Origin of the sequence: Paenibacillus sp. FSL R5-0908 (genome assembly GCF_038006245.1) — a bacterium.
In the GTDB taxonomy this organism is placed as follows: Bacteria; Bacillota; Bacilli; order Paenibacillales; family Paenibacillaceae; genus Paenibacillus_AQ; species Paenibacillus_AQ odorifer.
In genome coordinates this window covers 6,892,922-6,908,829 of the sequence record NZ_JBBOUV010000001.1, presented here as the reverse complement: position 1 = coordinate 6,908,829, position 15,908 = coordinate 6,892,922, and the positions used below count along the sequence as shown (strand labels likewise).

30 protein-coding genes and 1 tRNA gene are annotated in these 15,908 nt (G+C 43.9%); all 31 read left to right on the top strand.

The features are described from left to right. The first annotated feature begins 9 nt into the window (after positions 1-9). On the top strand, positions 10-483 hold the full coding sequence (locus MKZ09_RS31525) for a hypothetical protein (protein ID WP_076208671.1): 474 nt from the start codon (positions 10-12) through the stop codon (positions 481-483). 17 nt (positions 484-500) lie between these two features. After that, positions 501-596 (top strand): DUF1660 family phage protein, encoded by a 96-nt coding sequence (locus MKZ09_RS34565; protein WP_076208670.1) that lies wholly within the window; start codon positions 501-503, stop codon positions 594-596. 25 nt (positions 597-621) lie between these two features. Next, on the top strand, positions 622-1,164 hold the full coding sequence (locus MKZ09_RS31520; protein ID WP_076208669.1) for a hypothetical protein: 543 nt from the start codon (positions 622-624) through the stop codon (positions 1,162-1,164). Continuing rightward, on the top strand, positions 1,157-1,399 hold the full coding sequence (locus MKZ09_RS31515; RefSeq protein ID WP_076208668.1) for a hypothetical protein: 243 nt from the start codon (positions 1,157-1,159) through the stop codon (positions 1,397-1,399). Before MKZ09_RS31520 ends, MKZ09_RS31515 begins: the two co-directional genes overlap by 8 nt. Further along, positions 1,396-1,824 carry a hypothetical protein gene (locus MKZ09_RS31510; RefSeq protein WP_076208667.1) on the top strand — a complete coding sequence of 143 codons (429 nt, stop codon included), beginning with the start codon at positions 1,396-1,398 and terminating at the stop codon, positions 1,822-1,824. The genes MKZ09_RS31515 and MKZ09_RS31510 overlap by 4 nt, the downstream gene beginning before the upstream one ends. 94 nt (positions 1,825-1,918) lie before the next feature. Continuing rightward, the gene (locus MKZ09_RS31505) at positions 1,919-2,149 is read left to right on the top strand and encodes a hypothetical protein (RefSeq protein WP_076208666.1); all 231 of its coding nucleotides are present in this window, start codon (positions 1,919-1,921) and stop codon (positions 2,147-2,149) included. Beyond that, positions 2,146-2,502, top strand: a complete 357-nt coding sequence (locus tag MKZ09_RS31500) for a hypothetical protein (RefSeq protein ID WP_341041705.1) — start codon at positions 2,146-2,148, stop codon at positions 2,500-2,502. The genes MKZ09_RS31505 and MKZ09_RS31500 overlap by 4 nt, the downstream gene beginning before the upstream one ends. 123 nt (positions 2,503-2,625) lie before the next feature. Continuing rightward, a complete protein-coding gene (locus MKZ09_RS31495) occupies positions 2,626-2,793 on the top strand; it encodes a hypothetical protein (RefSeq protein ID WP_341041704.1) in 168 nt (55 codons plus the stop codon). A 3-nt stretch (positions 2,794-2,796) separates the two neighbouring features. Then, a complete protein-coding gene (locus MKZ09_RS31490; RefSeq protein ID WP_076208795.1) occupies positions 2,797-2,988 on the top strand; it encodes a hypothetical protein in 192 nt (63 codons plus the stop codon). Next, the gene (locus MKZ09_RS31485; RefSeq protein ID WP_076208794.1) at positions 2,978-3,319 is read left to right on the top strand and encodes a hypothetical protein; all 342 of its coding nucleotides are present in this window, start codon (positions 2,978-2,980) and stop codon (positions 3,317-3,319) included. Before MKZ09_RS31490 ends, MKZ09_RS31485 begins: the two co-directional genes overlap by 11 nt. A gap of 99 nt (positions 3,320-3,418) precedes the next feature. Beyond that, the gene (locus tag MKZ09_RS31480; RefSeq protein WP_179089696.1) at positions 3,419-3,574 is read left to right on the top strand and encodes a hypothetical protein; all 156 of its coding nucleotides are present in this window, start codon (positions 3,419-3,421) and stop codon (positions 3,572-3,574) included. Between the two features lie 69 nt (positions 3,575-3,643). Beyond that, entirely contained in the window at positions 3,644-3,805 is a 162-nt protein-coding gene (locus MKZ09_RS31475) for a hypothetical protein (RefSeq protein WP_341041703.1), read from the top strand. Beyond that, positions 3,802-4,401, top strand: coding sequence for a hypothetical protein (locus tag MKZ09_RS31470; RefSeq protein WP_076208790.1), 600 nt, complete (start codon positions 3,802-3,804; stop codon positions 4,399-4,401). The genes MKZ09_RS31475 and MKZ09_RS31470 overlap by 4 nt, the downstream gene beginning before the upstream one ends. After that, positions 4,398-4,559, top strand: coding sequence for a hypothetical protein (locus tag MKZ09_RS31465; RefSeq protein WP_179089692.1), 162 nt, complete (start codon positions 4,398-4,400; stop codon positions 4,557-4,559). Before MKZ09_RS31470 ends, MKZ09_RS31465 begins: the two co-directional genes overlap by 4 nt. Positions 4,560-4,562: 3 nt before the next feature. Continuing rightward, positions 4,563-4,838, top strand: coding sequence for a hypothetical protein (locus tag MKZ09_RS31460; protein ID WP_076208791.1), 276 nt, complete (start codon positions 4,563-4,565; stop codon positions 4,836-4,838). Further along, the gene (locus tag MKZ09_RS31455; protein ID WP_179089693.1) at positions 4,835-4,981 is read left to right on the top strand and encodes a hypothetical protein; all 147 of its coding nucleotides are present in this window, start codon (positions 4,835-4,837) and stop codon (positions 4,979-4,981) included. Before MKZ09_RS31460 ends, MKZ09_RS31455 begins: the two co-directional genes overlap by 4 nt. A 128-nt stretch (positions 4,982-5,109) precedes the next feature. Then, positions 5,110-5,415, top strand: coding sequence for a hypothetical protein (locus tag MKZ09_RS31450; RefSeq protein ID WP_076208810.1), 306 nt, complete (start codon positions 5,110-5,112; stop codon positions 5,413-5,415). After that, entirely contained in the window at positions 5,412-5,750 is a 339-nt protein-coding gene (locus tag MKZ09_RS31445; protein ID WP_076205455.1) for a DUF3307 domain-containing protein, read from the top strand. Before MKZ09_RS31450 ends, MKZ09_RS31445 begins: the two co-directional genes overlap by 4 nt. A gap of 105 nt (positions 5,751-5,855) precedes the next feature. Next, entirely contained in the window at positions 5,856-6,095 is a 240-nt protein-coding gene (locus MKZ09_RS31440; RefSeq protein ID WP_143767332.1) for a hypothetical protein, read from the top strand. Beyond that, a complete protein-coding gene (locus MKZ09_RS31435) occupies positions 6,058-6,402 on the top strand; it encodes a DUF1064 domain-containing protein (protein ID WP_076205459.1) in 345 nt (114 codons plus the stop codon). The genes MKZ09_RS31440 and MKZ09_RS31435 overlap by 38 nt, the downstream gene beginning before the upstream one ends. A gap of 304 nt (positions 6,403-6,706) precedes the next feature. Further along, entirely contained in the window at positions 6,707-7,738 is a 1,032-nt protein-coding gene (locus MKZ09_RS31430) for a hypothetical protein (protein WP_076205463.1), read from the top strand. 191 nt (positions 7,739-7,929) lie between these two features. Next, complete coding sequence (locus MKZ09_RS31425; RefSeq protein WP_076205467.1) at positions 7,930-8,346, top strand: hypothetical protein; 417 nt, start codon at positions 7,930-7,932, stop codon at positions 8,344-8,346. 421 nt (positions 8,347-8,767) lie between these two features. Continuing rightward, a tRNA-OTHER gene (locus MKZ09_RS31420) sits at positions 8,768-8,897 on the top strand. 253 nt (positions 8,898-9,150) lie between these two features. Next, positions 9,151-9,303, top strand: coding sequence for a hypothetical protein (locus tag MKZ09_RS31415; protein ID WP_179089572.1), 153 nt, complete (start codon positions 9,151-9,153; stop codon positions 9,301-9,303). 10 nt (positions 9,304-9,313) lie between these two features. After that, complete coding sequence (locus tag MKZ09_RS31410; RefSeq protein ID WP_076205471.1) at positions 9,314-9,709, top strand: terminase small subunit; 396 nt, start codon at positions 9,314-9,316, stop codon at positions 9,707-9,709. Continuing rightward, complete coding sequence (locus MKZ09_RS31405; protein WP_341041699.1) at positions 9,706-11,148, top strand: terminase large subunit domain-containing protein; 1,443 nt, start codon at positions 9,706-9,708, stop codon at positions 11,146-11,148. The genes MKZ09_RS31410 and MKZ09_RS31405 overlap by 4 nt, the downstream gene beginning before the upstream one ends. Before the next feature lie 11 nt (positions 11,149-11,159). After that, complete coding sequence (locus tag MKZ09_RS31400; protein ID WP_076205480.1) at positions 11,160-11,387, top strand: hypothetical protein; 228 nt, start codon at positions 11,160-11,162, stop codon at positions 11,385-11,387. Positions 11,388-11,398: 11 nt separating this feature from the next. Then, positions 11,399-13,477: a portal protein gene (locus MKZ09_RS31395; protein ID WP_076205485.1), complete on the top strand. Its 2,079-nt coding sequence runs from the start codon at positions 11,399-11,401 to the stop codon at positions 13,475-13,477. An 89-nt stretch (positions 13,478-13,566) separates the two neighbouring features. Then, entirely contained in the window at positions 13,567-14,487 is a 921-nt protein-coding gene (locus MKZ09_RS31390; protein ID WP_076205490.1) for a hypothetical protein, read from the top strand. Positions 14,488-14,498: 11 nt separating this feature from the next. Then, positions 14,499-14,918, top strand: coding sequence for a hypothetical protein (locus tag MKZ09_RS31385; RefSeq protein WP_076205494.1), 420 nt, complete (start codon positions 14,499-14,501; stop codon positions 14,916-14,918). 15 nt (positions 14,919-14,933) lie between these two features. After that, positions 14,934-15,893, top strand: a complete 960-nt coding sequence (locus MKZ09_RS31380) for a phage head protein (RefSeq protein ID WP_076205498.1) — start codon at positions 14,934-14,936, stop codon at positions 15,891-15,893. The last annotated feature ends 15 nt before the right edge of the window (positions 15,894-15,908 follow it).

The following is a 15,908-nucleotide window of genomic DNA, read 5'->3' as shown; positions in this document are numbered from 1 at the left end:
GGAGGGCTCATGAACTGGGATGGAGTGTTCAGCCGATTGTCCAGGGGAGCGTTAAAAAGTGGTGAAATCACCGAGGACGAATATCGGGAATTGCTTATAGGCGGGGACGTGACCAGTAGATTAGGAAATATGATTGAGATGTTAAGAGAGAAGAAACTAGTACAGTTGGTGAAAGGCGCGGAGTTCATTGATTCTATCACACCAGAAGATCGAAGGTATGAAAAAGCTATTGAGAAGTACAACGGTATCAGCCAGTCGCTAGAGTACACACCAGAACAGATACAGTTAGATACCAATCCTACTTACCTAACGGTGTACACTGCACTCATAACACACTTAAACAAGCACGGCAGAACGATGAAATACGAGGAATTACGTAGGATGTTACCGATGCTCACACCGCAACAAATCAATTGGGGAATGTGGGAGTGTGAAGACATAATCAGCCACGTGTTCGAAGAGGTGGAAGACAAGCCAGCCTAAAGAAAGGAGCGTAACCCATGAGAATCCTATGTAGACTATTCGGCCACAAGTACGACTACAACATGCGGAGATGGCACAAACGGTGTAAGCGGTGTGGGAAGACGGCGTTGTAAGAAAAAAATGAGGAGAGTGAAGAAAGTGAAAATTAAAACAATAGAAACGAATGAATGTGAGATTCAAATTAACGCTAGAAATGCAGGGGACTTTGGTTTTGTAAGAATCGGCGGTCAAAGTAGATCACCGCGTGAGGAATACAGACTTTGCGAAGAAATTGTTGGGAATATCAAACGTCATGTAGATGATATCGGCTGGACCAATATCCATCAAAAACTGATGTATGAAACTGAAGACGGAGAACAGTTTGAAACGATGTTTGAGGCACTGGAACATCTGTATGACACAGAAGGATGTGGATCGTATTTTGAGTACAGGTATAAACATCCGAATGAAAAGTATGGAACAAGAAGCCGCGCAAATAACTTTGAAAAACTCATAGTTGATGCTTACGCTTACCCATATAATTTTGAACTTGTAAGAGGTGAACTAACTCCTGAACAAACGATGTTCCTCTGGAAAGTGGTAGATGCATCGCTTGATGATAAACTGCCGAAGGCCATCAATTCGACTGAATCACCCAGCGCAGCGGCAGCCGAAACAGGTATAGGGGGTTCCTATGAGTAAACTAACAGAGATCAAAGAGAGGGTAGAATCATTCAACACTGATCCAAACTTATACGGTGTAGTTATGACAGTGGATGAAATGAACCACCTACTTTCTCTCCTAGAAGAAAAGGACAAAGCCCTACAGGAGATATGGCAAACTGAAGACTTTCTCAGTGGTAGTACGGCAGATGCCATGAGAAGAAGAGCGTACGCTGCTTTGACATCATCTAACAACGAAGGAGATACGATATGACACCAGAACGGAAAGAAGAGATCAAACGTGATGCACAGTCAGGCAAGGGGTATGAAGACGCATTTATCTTAAATCAAGAAGTATTAGAGTTGCTGGCTGCTCTAGAAGAGTCACAACAACAAGCAGAACTTGCGTATGCGGCATATGAAGGGCTTCAAGGATACTGTGTAAGTCGTGGAGAGTACGATTCGTTGCTTAACAAACATAGCGCACTAGCTAGAGCACACCGTGAGGCACAGCAGACCATAGCCCGACAACGTGAGGCGTTGGAAGTATCAAATGAATCCATCTGCGACCTTTTACGTGATCAACCAAATGAATTGTGGACAATACAAGAAACCCAAAGCTGGTTGGACATTGGGAATGGTGCTTTGAAGTCAATTGCGGAAGTCCTAGGTGATGAGGAAGGGAGCGACAAGGCATGATGATCTTCCTTTGTTTATGGATTGCTGGGTTATCAGGTTTTTACTTTGGGTACAAGCAGGCTGAAATTAAGTACAAGCCGAGGGAGGGTAAGTCATGACACAAGAAAAGCCAATCGTAATAACTGTTTTGGTCAAGGATGGTGGATACGACACTATAGGTATCCTGCCAAGTATGATCGGACCATTAGCAGAAGCAATTCGCAATAAAGGGTATGAGGTTGCTCATCTGCCCAGTAAGTCAATAGAGGTTGAAGGCATCCTAATAACAGGAAAAGGGATCGGCGAGCGAGTTATCATGCTCGGAATGGAGGGAGTCAAGTCATGACACAGGTAAAGGATAAGACAGATCAGCAGCTTAACCGGGCGCTGGCTGAGTTGATGGGATGGACTGATTTTAAAGAGGATGCTCATGGAGGAACGTGGGCAACAGCACCTGACTATCGGTGGACAAACAAAAGGCCAGACTACTGTTCTGACCCTGCTGCCAGCCTAGAGGTACAGGCAAAGGCTATAGAGGTAGATGCTAGTAATTTTATAAATCGTTTAGCTTGGATTGTAAGAGATAGGATATCTGGGGATATGGAATGGACTAATAACGATATCGTTGTATTACTCAACGCCAGCCCACGAGAGAGGGCAGAGGCGGCATATATCACGCTACAGGGGGCGCAGAAATGAATAATTACGATCCAAGGGATCCGCGTTACAGTCCGCCAGAAGGATATTGCCCAAGTTGTAAAGATCACACGACACAAATTGACCGCTTTGGATGCTGCCGTGAATGCGGAACGGAGGTACGAGATGAAAGCGGGAGATAAGGTTGTGCCGATTGGATTCGTCGATAAATCACGTCCAGGCACAGTGCGAATGATTACTTCAGATAGCGCAATTGTCACATGGAAGATGGGGTCAAGAGGATGGAACTGGACTGTTAAACATAATTTAAATGAACTGGAAAAGGTGGAATGAAAAATGAAGATAGTACAAAGAAAAATGTTTGTTAATGAAAAAGAATCGGTTATCAACACATGGTTATCAACACTATCTGCTGAAGATATTATTTCTGTAAATTTTAGTACAGCATCATTTGAAGGAAATACGGACGAATATACAGCAATATTTTTTAAAACTACTAATACGGAGAGCTTTGACAATGCCGAATAAAGAGGGACGTTACAACCGCCAAGAAGTGCTTGAGAGCAAACTGCCATACTTCATACCGCGTTCGCAAAGGTGGAACGGAGAGCAATATACCTTCGCGGTGCTACTAAGCAAGACACGGTGCAAAGAGTTGGGTGTACCGATCCTCGGTGATGGGCATGAGCAGCCGTCAGCGTTTCTGTACGCGCCAAACGCCGGCAGAGGAACCAATGACCTAGATCACCGATATCACGCCTTATATGACCGTACAGACGCATACGAGGCGATCAAAGCTAGGCTGCATCCGCGCGAGATTATGGGTACACGGCCGGAGGACAACAATTCGACTGAATAACCCAGGCGTAGCCGGGGGCCGAACCAGATCATTAAGGGAGTAGGAGTATCCCTCCTCTCCCAAAGGCAGAGTGGACGCAAACTGTGAAGGAGTGAACTTATGAATAAACGCATTAGGAAGAAGAAAATGAAGATTTGTGATTTTTGCAGTAAGAAGAAGAAAACGCAAGAGATATATGGGGATTTACAAATCTGCGCAGATTGCAAAGTAAATGAAGATAGCAGTTTAGCTATCGCAATGAGTATAGAAGGTTAGTGCACAGTACGAAAATTCAGGGACAGAGAGGGTTAATAGCCCTCCTCTCCCACAAGGAGGATATAAGAGATGAATAGATTTGAAGTCGAAGCTAAAGAAACGGAATGGAAAAAGGTACTACGAGATATGAAGGAAAGTGGAGTCATAACCAGCGCCACACAAAAAAACTTGAACGGTAAAATCAGCGTGTGGTGTTACGATCAAACGCATGTCGGGGAGAAAGCTCAATGACACAAAGGGACTGGCAAAAGGATATGGAGAGAGTCAATATTTTCGAGCATGCCAAAACGCTCTGCAACAACCCGTTTCCACCATCCATAGAACATGAACCAACAGAGGTAGCTTTAGGGTACTGGCTCCAAGAAGCCAAAGAGCGCGGAGAACGGGAACAAGAGATTAAACGGGCAATCGGTAGATGTTTGGTGGCAGGTAATTCACTTGGCAGCATTATCATGAACTACAACTTGCCAGAAGGTCATGAAGAATGGTCATTCCAAGAAGCAAACTCATATTTCTTCGGTAAATTCTACAATGATCGTCCATCTGCTTACGAGAGTTACGAAACGTGGATTGCGTGGAAGGCGATCATGGGTGCATCAGAAATTATGTCCACCCTATACCCAGATACCCCAGCACCCACACCACTAAAGACACGGCATGTCTGCTTCCACTGTGACGGGGAAAAGAGGTTTATGATCCCGCATGAAGACCAAGCACCGACCATTGAACCTTGTGAAATCTGCAATGGTGAAGGGACACTGCTGTATGACGAAGAGCAACTTAAGCGACTATTGCCAGATCTAGCACCCAAGGAGGGGCAGCCATGATTAAACGGTTCATCCGCCGGCAGATCATTAGATACATCCGCAGGAACTTCGGGTCATTTGAACAGGACTCAATCCATGTGGTGATTATGAGTAAGCAGGGATATAGGTTCTTCCGGGAAAACGTAGGACCATATTTGCAGCCTGAGGAGGTCAAATAGATCATGGATCCTGAACGTATTGCGCAGATGAAACGGGCGTTTGAGAAATATGGATCACTTGCGAGCGATTCAATTATCGAGATGCTTACAGGATTAGAAGAGTATGAAGCAAAAATAATCATAAGGGAACAAACAGCGTTGCATTACTCCGAACTTGCAAATGAACGAGCTGCAAGATTGAAAATAATGACAGAAGCACTAGAAAAAATTAAAGCAGCAGCGCCAAATCCGTTTTATCACATTGCCAAAAAAGCATTGGAAGAAGGAGATTTATCATGAAATTTAACTTTACCAAGCAGCAAGTAATAGTGCCCATACCGTTGTTCCTGGATGAAAACGGGATAGATACCAATGCCAAGTTGATGAGTTTAGAGATCCAAGGTGACAAGGTAGTCATTACTTATGAGGATGGGGAGAAGTGATGGCATACTTACCCGATTTACACTATTGCTGCGTTTGTAAAGAATACCTTGGACCAGATAACGGTGACGGAATTTGTCCTGAATGTGATGTTGAAGAAGGTGAACAAGAAAACAAGGAGGGCGAATAGATGCCGAAGTTCAGAAAAAAGCCTGTAGAGATCGAAGCCGTACAGTTTACAGGTGACAATGCTTTTGAAATCTACGGATTTATGGATAAACCAGTAGTGCTTAAAACCCGCCAAGACCATGAAAGATGGGATAACTTCGAGCGATATATCAAAAGTGATGGTTTGAAAATTTACACACTGGAAGGTGCGATGATAGCTAGTCCGGGAGATTTCATCATCAGAGGCGTAAAGGGCGAGTTCTACCCGTGTAAGCCGGATATCTTCGTAGCAACCTATGAGGCGGTTGAGGAAGGATATAACCAATGACACTACTGATTTTAATATTCGCCCACCTGCTGGCAGATTACCCGTTACAAGGAGAGTTCCTCGCTACAACTAAGGGCAAGAACCTCATATCGCTTGTGTCACATGCAGGAATCTGGACCGGAACCATCCTTATAGCAGTGCATCTGCTAGGGTACGGAGTAAACTTTAACGATGTTATATTCCTGTTCGTGATCCATGCGATTGCAGACTATTGCAAGGCTAAGCCAGTAGGGATATATGGCAGGATGGACGCTTTAAAAGGCGGATTGCTCTTAGATCAGATAATTCACTTGCTGCAAATAATTGTGCTGATGGCGGTAAAAGGTATGTTTTAGGACGATAGGCCTTCGAAACGACCGCAATACTTAGCGTAGCGGAGGCCGCAGGGCTGGATGAACTTATAAGGGGGCTGAGACCCCAATCAAAGGAGACGATCAATTATGAGTAGTGGAATCAAACGCCACCGTCGTATATCCCCTATGCCAGTAGTATCCAGCTTTCCGCCACCGAATCGGCAGAGTGTTCACAGTGAAGAAACCACAAGAAAGATGACAGCAGAGGATTGGGAGAAGTACGGACCACTCAACCCAACGCCGCGGAATAAGAACCACTACATGTCAGGTAAGAAAGGTGGGAAGAAGAATGAAAAGCAAGTACGGGGCGAAAAAGACGCAAGTTGACGAGATAGTTTTCGATTCACGAGCAGAAGCCAAGAGATACCGTGAATTAATGCTTCTAATACGCGCTGGTGAGGTCACAGAGGTCGAGTTACAGCCATCATACGTATTAATGCCCGGATTCAAACACAAAGCCACAGGCAAGCGTGTACAGGCTATCACGTACAAAGCAGACTTCTTAGTAACTTATGCAGATGGACATCAAGAGATCGAGGATGTTAAGGGGATGAAGACTCCCGTTTACTCACTTAAGAAAAAGCTATTCATGCACGCTTATCCAGACTTACAGATACGAGAGATAAGCGCATGATGGCGGCGTGGATCAACCTTGGCACCAGTTACGAGCTTGTGAGCCAATACGGAGCCCGTGTAGGCACTCTTATAACGTTGGACAAGCAAATACATGACCGCAACTTAAAGTAGCTGTATGAGCCTCCTATTGGCTTTAGAGTAGATAAGTATAAATTCATTGAAAAGAGACTGGTAAAGAGAATATCTGCGTGAAATAAAGTTAAAGAAACACGAAGAAAACAAGAGATAATATTACAATAATGGCAGTAAATATAGTATAATATAGGTAATATCAAAACATTTGGACGAAAAGAGGGGTATTCGTGGAAATATCGGAATTAGTAGCTAAAAAGGAACAGTTGCAGTATGAGTTGAACACGGAAAATCAGCGCGGAGCCGTAAAGGATGGGGCAAAGGTTACTCAACTAGAAAACGACATCAAAGCTATCGATATTACCATCGAAGAACAGAGTAAGGCTGAGGAATTACAGGTAGTTACGGCAGAAGCCGCAAAGTTTATGGACAGTCTGGACTTTGAAGGTATAGATCCTAAGGATCTTTTTATCAATTACAACGAGGAAAAAGCAGAGGCATCTTATAATTATGTTAACTCTGTGATTCAAAACGCCATTGTTGAAATGAAAAAGGTAAACTTGCTGAGAATAAAAGAACTTGAAACCACTAATGCAGCGTTGCGAGATAAACATAATCAGTCCGAAGAAGCGAACGAAGCCCTGAAGCACATTGTTGATACCGCTAAATTAGATATCAATGACGCAATTAGTAAGCGTGATGCAGCTGCTAAAGCGCTGGATGAAGCAAACGAGGAAATCACTAGATTGAATAGCCATTTGGAGGATCTTCGTAAAGAAATTGCAATCGGAGCCGCAAATGCTGCGAAAGTGGTAGAGGTAGATGTTCGGAGTGCTCGTGATAAGTGGGAAGAAGAACGCCGCAAGGAGGAAGAATCCAAGGCTGTCATTTACAACCTGCGTTGGGAAGATGATATAAGACGTACTCATTATCTTGCAGAACTCGCAGAGACGGATGAAACTATTCGGTTTAAGTACTTGGAGAAAGGAAAATATCGGGTGGTGACCAGCGAGGATGCAGAATCGTTTCGCACCGCCTACCTCCAAGAGCAAGAACGTAATCATGAGGATATGGCACAACATAGCAGTGTGGAGGACGAGCCAGTAACAGTCCCATCTTTTCGAACAGAAGAAGAACCTACAAACGAAGGCACAATCACTGGATTGGCTGAAGGCACATCAAGTATGGTTGGATCGACTGTTGAAAAAAGACTTGAAGCGCTTGAGTTAGCAGTATTTGGATCAGTGATGGATGCAGCCTAACGGCTGCTTTTCTCTCATGAAAAAAGGCGATAGAGTACTCCACAAGTCAGGAAGTAAAGGGACAGTAGACCGTATTACAAATCCATGGGTATTCGTTGTACTCGATGGAATGAACATAGCAATACCGTACAGTATAAGTAGTCTGGAAGTAATCGAAGAGGAATAAAAAGTTATCTATAGGGGGGATACACATGAAATGGCAGGATTCGTACAATGATACAGTTTCTGAATTACGTATCATGCAAATTCGTGAGATGGAGATTAGGAGACGGGTAGATATGGCCCATGCAGTGTTATTCTCAGGAGGGATGCCGTCATCTATTTATTGCCATATACCACTTGATAAAGGGATCGAGAAGTATAACGCAGCAATTGATGAACTGGAATTAATACAGGCAGAGGTGGACCATCTACAGGAAGTTAAAAACGAAATGGAACAATACGCAGCTCAGTTCGAAGGTCTGGCAAATGTAGTTATATACAAACAGATAATTGAAAACAAAACATACCGTCAGATGGCACCGGAACTTGGATATAGTGAATCTTATCTGCGGAAACAAGTTATGAAAAGGAACAAAGAGGGAACACAAACTACAAAAGCATCATGATATTATGTAAGCATGAGGAATTGGCATTCGGTAGCGCGCGAACCGCCCCTAAGTGCTGATTCCTCGTCACTTTCATTCACTAATGTTCACTCCTTACTCAGCGTCGATTGCTACGGGTCGACGCTACTTTTTTAAGAAATAAAGCGTGTGACAGGCTGGGATACTACCGTAAACGTCAATACGGATGGAAAACAGTGATTATCCTAATCATAAGGTAAAGCTGACAATCCTCATAATGTCTAACGAACACACACGCTTTATATATACTTTATACATTGAGTAAGGCGCTACAAAGATGATTCCAACCAATCAGACCAAAGCTAGGTGTACAGTCCTAGTTAGTAGCCCTTTATTGAGTGTATAAACACTTATCTCACTGAGAGTTCCGGTCGGCTCATGGGATTACAGGGATCGGGTAAACGGAAATGTAGTTCAGTTGGGAGAACAGTCGACGATATCCACGGTTTTATTCCGTGACGGCGTTCCTAGAACAATGTATTGGAAAGTTGGTTCCAGTAGGCTAGTCGTGCGTTCGATCCGCACCATTTCCGCACATAGATGGTACGCCGCATGGTTTGTGGTTTAACTGTCCTCATAGAGGTTCAGCTAGTCCCATCACACATAAAGGGTAACGGTTATCGCCGTTGCTCTTTTTGTTTTTCTCCGGTTCGACCGAATACGCTTAACGAAGTGGAGGCCGTATAGGGTTGAAGCATTCAGACCGATGGATATACCTCTTATACACATCAATGTTTATAGCATACACAGGAGTCATTTACTTAACTTACTACTGGAGGTGAGATAGTGGATCACACTTGCCAAGAGAATAACACCTTAAAACGTATGGGTGAGTGCAAGGTATTCAAAGAAGATGAAGAGTGGGTCATGACAGTGGATGATGGTGGTTCATATATGTACCCGATGTACTGCCCATTCTGTGGGACTAAATTGGAGTGAGGTGAAAACAATGGCATTGACGGATAAGCAGATAAACTTCGTTAACGAGTACATGAAGGATATGAATGGAACAGCAGCTTATCTGCGTGCTGGGTACAAATGTACAGAGGAAGCCGCAAGGAGAGCTGCAAGCCGTTTGTTGACAAATGTTGACGTAATGTCCGAAATCGGACAAAGAACGGACAAAATGCAGGAAGAATCGGGCATGAGTGTCCAGTGGGTGCTAAACAAGTATAAGAAGATCATTGAGAACAATGAGGATGTAGATCCTGCAGTAGCTAAAGGAGCACTGGACAGCGTAGCCAAGCATTACGGAATGTTCAAGGATAAGGTTGAAGTAACTGGTGAAGGTGGGGGAGCGCTACAAGTGGTATTCAGTTCTAACATGAAGAAGGTGGATAAATGAACACCGTAGTTATACCTTATGAACCACAACCAAGACAGATACTTTACCACCAAACAAATGACATTGATGAACTCTTATACGGCGGCGCTGCTGGTGGGGGAAAGTCCGAAGCTACGATATGGGACGCATTACAATATGCTTTAGAATGTCCTGGTAGTCGCCAAATCATATTTAGACGGACTTTCCCAGACTTACAACGTTCGATCATTGCTAGAACGATTGTGGCTTATCCTAAGGAACTTGGTAAGTATAATCAATCAAAGCATGAGTGGACATTCGTTAATGAGTCTATCATCGAGTTAGCCTACTTTGACAGCGATTCACACAAAGCAAACTATCAAGGTGCTGAGTATGACGTAATCAGGTGGGAGGAATTAACACAGTTTGAGGAAAGTTGGTACACATACATGTTATCCCGTTTGCGCGGTTCAAAGCCGTATCCGAGATATGTGAAGAGTACAACTAACCCCGGAAGTGTTGGGCATGCTTGGGTGAAGAAGCGTTTCATTGATGTGGGTGAATGGGAAAAAGTACATGCTATCCATGAGGTTGATGATAGCGGAGATAAACTTTATCATCCAGACACGAAGGAACCAATTATCACTAGGCGTATATTCATCCCTGCGAAGGTGCAGGACAATCCAGCGCTATTAGAAGCCGATCCAAACTATATTGTCAGATTGATGAAGTTATCCGAACAGGAACGTAAGCAACTCTTAGATGGAGACTGGGACACGTTCTCTGGTCAATATTTTAGTGAATTCAATAGGTCCTTACATGTATGTGAGCCGTTCGATATTCCGAGAGAATGGAAACGATTTAGATCCATGGATGAAGGGTACAATGATCCTTTTGTTTGTATATGGGTGGCGCTAGATCCCAAAGGAACGGCTTATGTATATCGTGAATTCGTAAAGAGCAAGCTTTTGACCAGCGAACAGGTAGAAATGGTTTGGCTAAACAGCGGTGTTGAGTCGTATGACTATACGGTAGCTGATACATCGTTTTGGAATAGATCTAAAACAGAGAATGTCACACCAGCAGAATTGTTTATCAAGAAAAACATTCTGTTAATTCAAGCCAAAAAGGAACGCGTGAACGGTTGGAAACGATTGAGAGAGTGGTTACATCCATTTGATAAAGTTGATCATGTGAGTGGTTCGATTTATAAGGATGTGAAGCTTAAGATATTCAACACATGTTTGAAGACAATTGAGTCCATTCCATCAATGGTCCACGATGACAAGATGGTTGAAGATGTGGCACAGCATCCACTTGATCATGTTCCTGATACTTTACGTTATTGGTGCATGAGCAGACCGCAAAACGTTGGAACAGAACGTCCATGGTCAGCAGTGCAGCAAAGTAATAGACAACAGCGATTTGATCACGATGATGACGAAGAAGAGGATGCACCTAAAGCACGAGGATTCTGGTAAGGGGTGATCATATGGAACAATTAGTAATCATTGCGCTGTTGGCAGTGGTTTTTTTGTTATTGTGCGCTATAGGCTATCTGCTACGTCTGAATGACCGTTTAACTGAAAAGGTGATGGCTAAGGACTACAAGGAGTATAAAGCATCAGAACAAAAGCCAGTGGTGTTTGCAGATGTGCCAAGACGTAAGCCGCAAAGCTGGGCTGATGATACGCATCTGCTTGAAGAACTTGGGCAATAGGGGGTGATAACTTGGCAGGGAAAGTAAAGAAGCTGATTGAGGGTATCTTCGGTGTGGATGATAGCGAGACAAAGGAACCAATCAATACACCGCAACAGCAGAAGATCGTTGACATGGTGATGCAGGACTTTGATGTGTTCAAAGAAAACAGGCAGCAGATGGACGAACAATGGAGGCAGGAAGGACGCTTCTACAAAGGAGATCAATGGCATGGGTTACGTCCTGACAATATTAATAATCTGCGTCCTAGTAATGTTGACAATATCTTCGGTGCTCAGATTGATAGCATTGTTGGCAAGATTACTGGTTGGGATCCCTATCCAGACTTTGAAGCGCAAGAGGAATCAGATGAACAGAAAGCTCAAGACCTAAATGACTTCATGCCATCGGAACTAAGGCAGATCGGTTTTGGTTCAAAGTATTACAGAGCCATCCACACTGCTGTACTGCATGGTCCACTGATCTTCAAGGTAATCTATGACCCTACTGTCGAAGGTGGCAGAGGCATGAACCGTTTTGATGGACAGAACGACATTATCCCCGTGGACTTGGGTACATTCTTTCCTGATCCACGAGTGAGAGACTACATTTACCTACAAAAGATGGGTGCTGTGATCATCAAGACCCCTGAAACGTTGGAATACTTCCGTGAGAGATGGGAGAAACAAGGGGCTAAGGTACAGTCTGATATGGACGTGAACGATGTCGAGATATTTAATCACGCCATTAGTTCAGAGAGCAGCTTTAATTATACGGATTCATACTTAGGACAGGACACCGCTAACAATAAAGTATCAGGACTCATTGAATACTGGTACCGCGGACTTCCAAAAATGGTTACTGCTGAAGATAAAGAACTATTCGAAGAATTAGCAACCACTCAACTAAATGAGGGTAAGGATCCATCCGAATCATTAGCCAAGGCTGATGGAAAAATGGAGGGCATTCACTGCATATACGTATCGTCTGGTGGCGTATTCTTGGAGCATAAGGCTTATGTCTACGATCATGGTAAATACCCGTTCAGCGCTCGTACATTATTCCCGTTAGAGGGTAACATACACGGCAAGGGATTCGGTAGAGATATGATCAAGCCACAAACGATGCTAAATAAGTTCACAGAGCTAGCTATTGAGACCATGAGTAAGCAAGGTAATAGCGCCATTATGTATGAGGAAGGTTCTATTAACCGCGTATCCACATGGCAAGATCAACGGTCAACAGCTGGAGCTATGCTACCTACAGCGATGGGAGCACTTACTAATAATCAAATAAAAGAGTTGCAAGGTGTAACTGTACCATCAACTGTGTTTAGCATGATTGATTACTATCTAAACATGCTCCAAAAGATACCTGGACAGTTTGATAGCGCCAATGGTCAGGCATCCAGCAATGTTACTAGTGGTGAGCAAGCAAAAGCATTGATTGCAGCAGCTAGTAATCGACTTAATCCAGTGACAGATGCTATCACACAGGCCATGACAGAAGTATTCACTTTGTACATTGAGCTTATAGCTCAGTTTTATACTACTGCCAGAGTCGCAAGAGTCACTGGACGTAAGGTGGAAGTTAGTCGTGATAGCTTAATTAGTGGAGTACCTACAACGTTAACGAATGATTTAGAAGATGGCACACAAGAGACTCTAGACCTTACTGAAGAGTATGTTCCTATCTTCGATATCAAGGTGAATATCTCAGCGGATAAACCCGTTGACCGAGATTATTGGATCGCCACAGCCAATAACCTAATCAAAACCATTGATCCGCGTACCGGAATGCCAATGATAGACGCCAGAGCATTACTGTACACTATTGAACATGGTCGTATGGAACCTATCAGTGTCATTGAGGAACGGATGAACGTAGAACTACAGAAACAGCAGGAATTGCAGAAACTACAACAGCAAGCTGAACAACTTTCAGCAGAGAATCAACAGTTACAGCAGCAGGTTGGACAGGTTACACAGGAACAACAAACTGTAAATCAGCAAGATAAAGAGTTTGACCAGTCCATGCAACAACAAAAGATGCAATTAGAAGCCGCTAAGGTGGCTGGATCACTCATTAAAGATACGAAACAACCAGCATAGTTAGGCCATTCCTAGTCGTAGGAGTGGCCTTTTATATTGCTTTTACCTCGCTCCCACCCATAGGAGCCATCCGATAGGAGTGTTTGAACATGGAAAACGTGACCGATAACGCCTCCCATAGCGAAGAGATCACACCGGAAGCCTCACCACAGGCTGCCACTGGAGTCAATGAAGCTTTAGAACTGTTTGGGATAGCACCTACTGAACCTGTCGCAGAAGCTGAGGAAGAATCTCCATCCATAGAGACTGAACCTGAGCCAGAACGCAAGGGAAGAACCTACAAGTACAACAAAGAAGATGTATTTGTCCCAGAAGATCAGGTGGACGAATACGCTCGAAAGGGTCTGAACTATGACAAGATCGAAGGTCGAGCCAAAGATTATGAAGCTGCATTGGAGCGCACGGCCAAGCTGAACAGTTTCTCTTCTCACAAAGAGTACATGGAGAACCTAGACCGCTTGGAACAAGAAGCCATTAAACATAAGGAAGATAGTTTCCAATCTCTACGTCAAGCCATGGTGGATCAATATACCGAGGCTGGATGGGATCCGCAACAACTTGAAGAATTTCTTGACAACAACCCATTGCTACAACAAGCAAAGGAAGTTTTATACCGAGAGAAAACCGCGCAAGAATCTGTGAAGGCTCAAGAGGCTGAAGCACAGCAACTGAAGGGCTGGGAAGACCTCTTTGCTAAATATCCGCACTTGGCTGAGGAAACTCCAGAAGAGGGTACAGCGTCATGGTACACGCCTGATATACAGGCGAAGATACAGCGCGGATATGATCCAATCGACGCTTATGAACTAGTTAACCGCGATGCAATTGCTGGTAATCAACGCAAGTTGGCAGAACAAGACGTGCTTAAACAACAACGTTTGAACAAACGAGCCGCAGTCTTAGGCAATACATCCGAAGACTTGGCTCCATCCGTTCCTAAGGAACTGTCTGATGCATTTGCACTATTTGGAATAGAACCACAAGCAGCACAAAAATACGTTAAAAAGTGAGGTAATCAACTATGCCACAAGGATTCAAGTTTGCGTTCAATGACTACGGTGCACCTACGCACCACATGAGTAAGATTATGGCTACTAATGCTGAGGCTTTCGCTCAAGGAGAAGCTGTTAAATTGGCTGCCGGAAGATGGACCAAAGCCACAAATGGTGCTGCCATCGCTGGATTCGCAAATCAAAAGCTCGCAGCTGGTACAGATCAGTACCTCGATGTGGTATTAGCACGTGAAGGAGATTGGTTCGATGCTCCATACACAGGCACGCCAGATGTTGGATTCATTGTAGGCGTTACAAGTGCTGATGTTGCTGCTGATGGATTGTCTGTCCTTGCTTCAGATATTACAGGTGGTCCTTTCGCAGTATCTGAAATCAACACAAATACAAAAATGGTACGCGTTAAAGTTAAATCACGCGTATTCAGCTAATAGGGGGACTAAACAATGCAAACAGCACTTCAATGGGATAAAAACGTACTCGAACCAGTATTTCGTGAACTATATACGCGTGAAATGAAGGACAAACCAGACTTCGTTCCAGCTATGTATGATGTTCAAAAGTCTGACAAAGCCGTTGAATCTGTTGAATCAATGGGTGGCGAAGGTCTGATGGAAGAATGGGGTTACTCTAATAACCAAGTTAAGTACGAGGATGTTGACCAACTCTGGCAAAAATATTACCAACATACTAAGTTCTCCTTAGGACGTGAGATTGATCGCGACTTTGTGGATGATCTGAAATTGACTCAGATTAGAGACAGAATCACTTCACTGGCTGATGCTGTGTACAAAACACAACAAATGCAAGGTGCACAGTGGTTTAACAACGGTATAGCTACTACAGCAGCCATCGACTACCGTGGTCGTACGTATGATGCCAGACTTCCAGATGGACAAGCGTTGTTCTCTGCTGCTCATCCATATAGCCCTACAAATTCCGTGGATACACAGTCTAATCTCATGACAACTGAGTTATCCATTGACGAGTTCGATAAGGCTTATGTAGCAATGCAACAATGGAAAGATGATAAAGGAAACTTGATGGCAGCAAAGGGTAACACGCTGTATGTAGCTCCTTCGCTTCGCCGGATCGCACTTCAAATCACAGGACTTCCTAACGGACGTTACGATAACTTTGAACCGGGCAATGCGGATCACAACGCTAACGTTTACGCTGATGGCAGCATTAAAGTAGTCGTTAACCCATTCTTCACTAACACTAAAGCATGGGTTCTAGCTGATGACAGCCGCATGAAACGTTCGATGAAATGGTTTAACCGCCGTTTAGCTGAGACTGGATCGATTACTGATTTCGATACTGAGGTAGCTAAATATAAAGTGGTTAAACGTTGCTCATTTGGCACAACTGATTGGGCATGGGGCATTGGATCTTTTCCTGTATAAACTAACCTAGGGGCG

Excerpts from the sequence above, each read along its gene's own strand:
- MKZ09_RS31525 (WP_076208671.1), top strand. The coding sequence starts at position 10 with ATGAACTGGGATGGAGTGTTCAGCCGATTGTCCAGGGGAGCGTTAAAA.
- MKZ09_RS34565 (WP_076208670.1), top strand. The coding sequence starts at position 501 with ATGAGAATCCTATGTAGACTATTCGGCCACAAGTACGACTACAACATG.
- MKZ09_RS31515 (WP_076208668.1), top strand. The coding sequence starts at position 1,157 with ATGAGTAAACTAACAGAGATCAAAGAGAGGGTAGAATCATTCAACACT.
- MKZ09_RS31510 (WP_076208667.1), top strand. The coding sequence starts at position 1,396 with ATGACACCAGAACGGAAAGAAGAGATCAAACGTGATGCACAGTCAGGC.
- MKZ09_RS31505 (WP_076208666.1), top strand. The coding sequence starts at position 1,919 with ATGACACAAGAAAAGCCAATCGTAATAACTGTTTTGGTCAAGGATGGT.
- MKZ09_RS31500 (WP_341041705.1), top strand. The coding sequence starts at position 2,146 with ATGACACAGGTAAAGGATAAGACAGATCAGCAGCTTAACCGGGCGCTG.
- MKZ09_RS31495 (WP_341041704.1), top strand. The coding sequence starts at position 2,626 with ATGAAAGCGGGAGATAAGGTTGTGCCGATTGGATTCGTCGATAAATCA.
- MKZ09_RS31490 (WP_076208795.1), top strand. The coding sequence starts at position 2,797 with ATGAAGATAGTACAAAGAAAAATGTTTGTTAATGAAAAAGAATCGGTT.
- MKZ09_RS31485 (WP_076208794.1), top strand. The coding sequence starts at position 2,978 with ATGCCGAATAAAGAGGGACGTTACAACCGCCAAGAAGTGCTTGAGAGC.
- MKZ09_RS31480 (WP_179089696.1), top strand. The coding sequence starts at position 3,419 with ATGAATAAACGCATTAGGAAGAAGAAAATGAAGATTTGTGATTTTTGC.
- MKZ09_RS31475 (WP_341041703.1), top strand. The coding sequence starts at position 3,644 with ATGAATAGATTTGAAGTCGAAGCTAAAGAAACGGAATGGAAAAAGGTA.
- MKZ09_RS31470 (WP_076208790.1), top strand. The coding sequence starts at position 3,802 with ATGACACAAAGGGACTGGCAAAAGGATATGGAGAGAGTCAATATTTTC.
- MKZ09_RS31465 (WP_179089692.1), top strand. The coding sequence starts at position 4,398 with ATGATTAAACGGTTCATCCGCCGGCAGATCATTAGATACATCCGCAGG.
- MKZ09_RS31460 (WP_076208791.1), top strand. The coding sequence starts at position 4,563 with ATGGATCCTGAACGTATTGCGCAGATGAAACGGGCGTTTGAGAAATAT.
- MKZ09_RS31455 (WP_179089693.1), top strand. The coding sequence starts at position 4,835 with ATGAAATTTAACTTTACCAAGCAGCAAGTAATAGTGCCCATACCGTTG.
- MKZ09_RS31450 (WP_076208810.1), top strand. The coding sequence starts at position 5,110 with ATGCCGAAGTTCAGAAAAAAGCCTGTAGAGATCGAAGCCGTACAGTTT.
- MKZ09_RS31445 (WP_076205455.1), top strand. The coding sequence starts at position 5,412 with ATGACACTACTGATTTTAATATTCGCCCACCTGCTGGCAGATTACCCG.
- MKZ09_RS31440 (WP_143767332.1), top strand. The coding sequence starts at position 5,856 with ATGAGTAGTGGAATCAAACGCCACCGTCGTATATCCCCTATGCCAGTA.
- MKZ09_RS31435 (WP_076205459.1), top strand. The coding sequence starts at position 6,058 with ATGAAAAGCAAGTACGGGGCGAAAAAGACGCAAGTTGACGAGATAGTT.
- MKZ09_RS31425 (WP_076205467.1), top strand. The coding sequence starts at position 7,930 with ATGAAATGGCAGGATTCGTACAATGATACAGTTTCTGAATTACGTATC.
- MKZ09_RS31410 (WP_076205471.1), top strand. The coding sequence starts at position 9,314 with ATGGCATTGACGGATAAGCAGATAAACTTCGTTAACGAGTACATGAAG.
- MKZ09_RS31405 (WP_341041699.1), top strand. The coding sequence starts at position 9,706 with ATGAACACCGTAGTTATACCTTATGAACCACAACCAAGACAGATACTT.
- MKZ09_RS31400 (WP_076205480.1), top strand. The coding sequence starts at position 11,160 with ATGGAACAATTAGTAATCATTGCGCTGTTGGCAGTGGTTTTTTTGTTA.
- MKZ09_RS31390 (WP_076205490.1), top strand. The coding sequence starts at position 13,567 with ATGGAAAACGTGACCGATAACGCCTCCCATAGCGAAGAGATCACACCG.
- MKZ09_RS31385 (WP_076205494.1), top strand. The coding sequence starts at position 14,499 with ATGCCACAAGGATTCAAGTTTGCGTTCAATGACTACGGTGCACCTACG.
- MKZ09_RS31380 (WP_076205498.1), top strand. The coding sequence starts at position 14,934 with ATGCAAACAGCACTTCAATGGGATAAAAACGTACTCGAACCAGTATTT.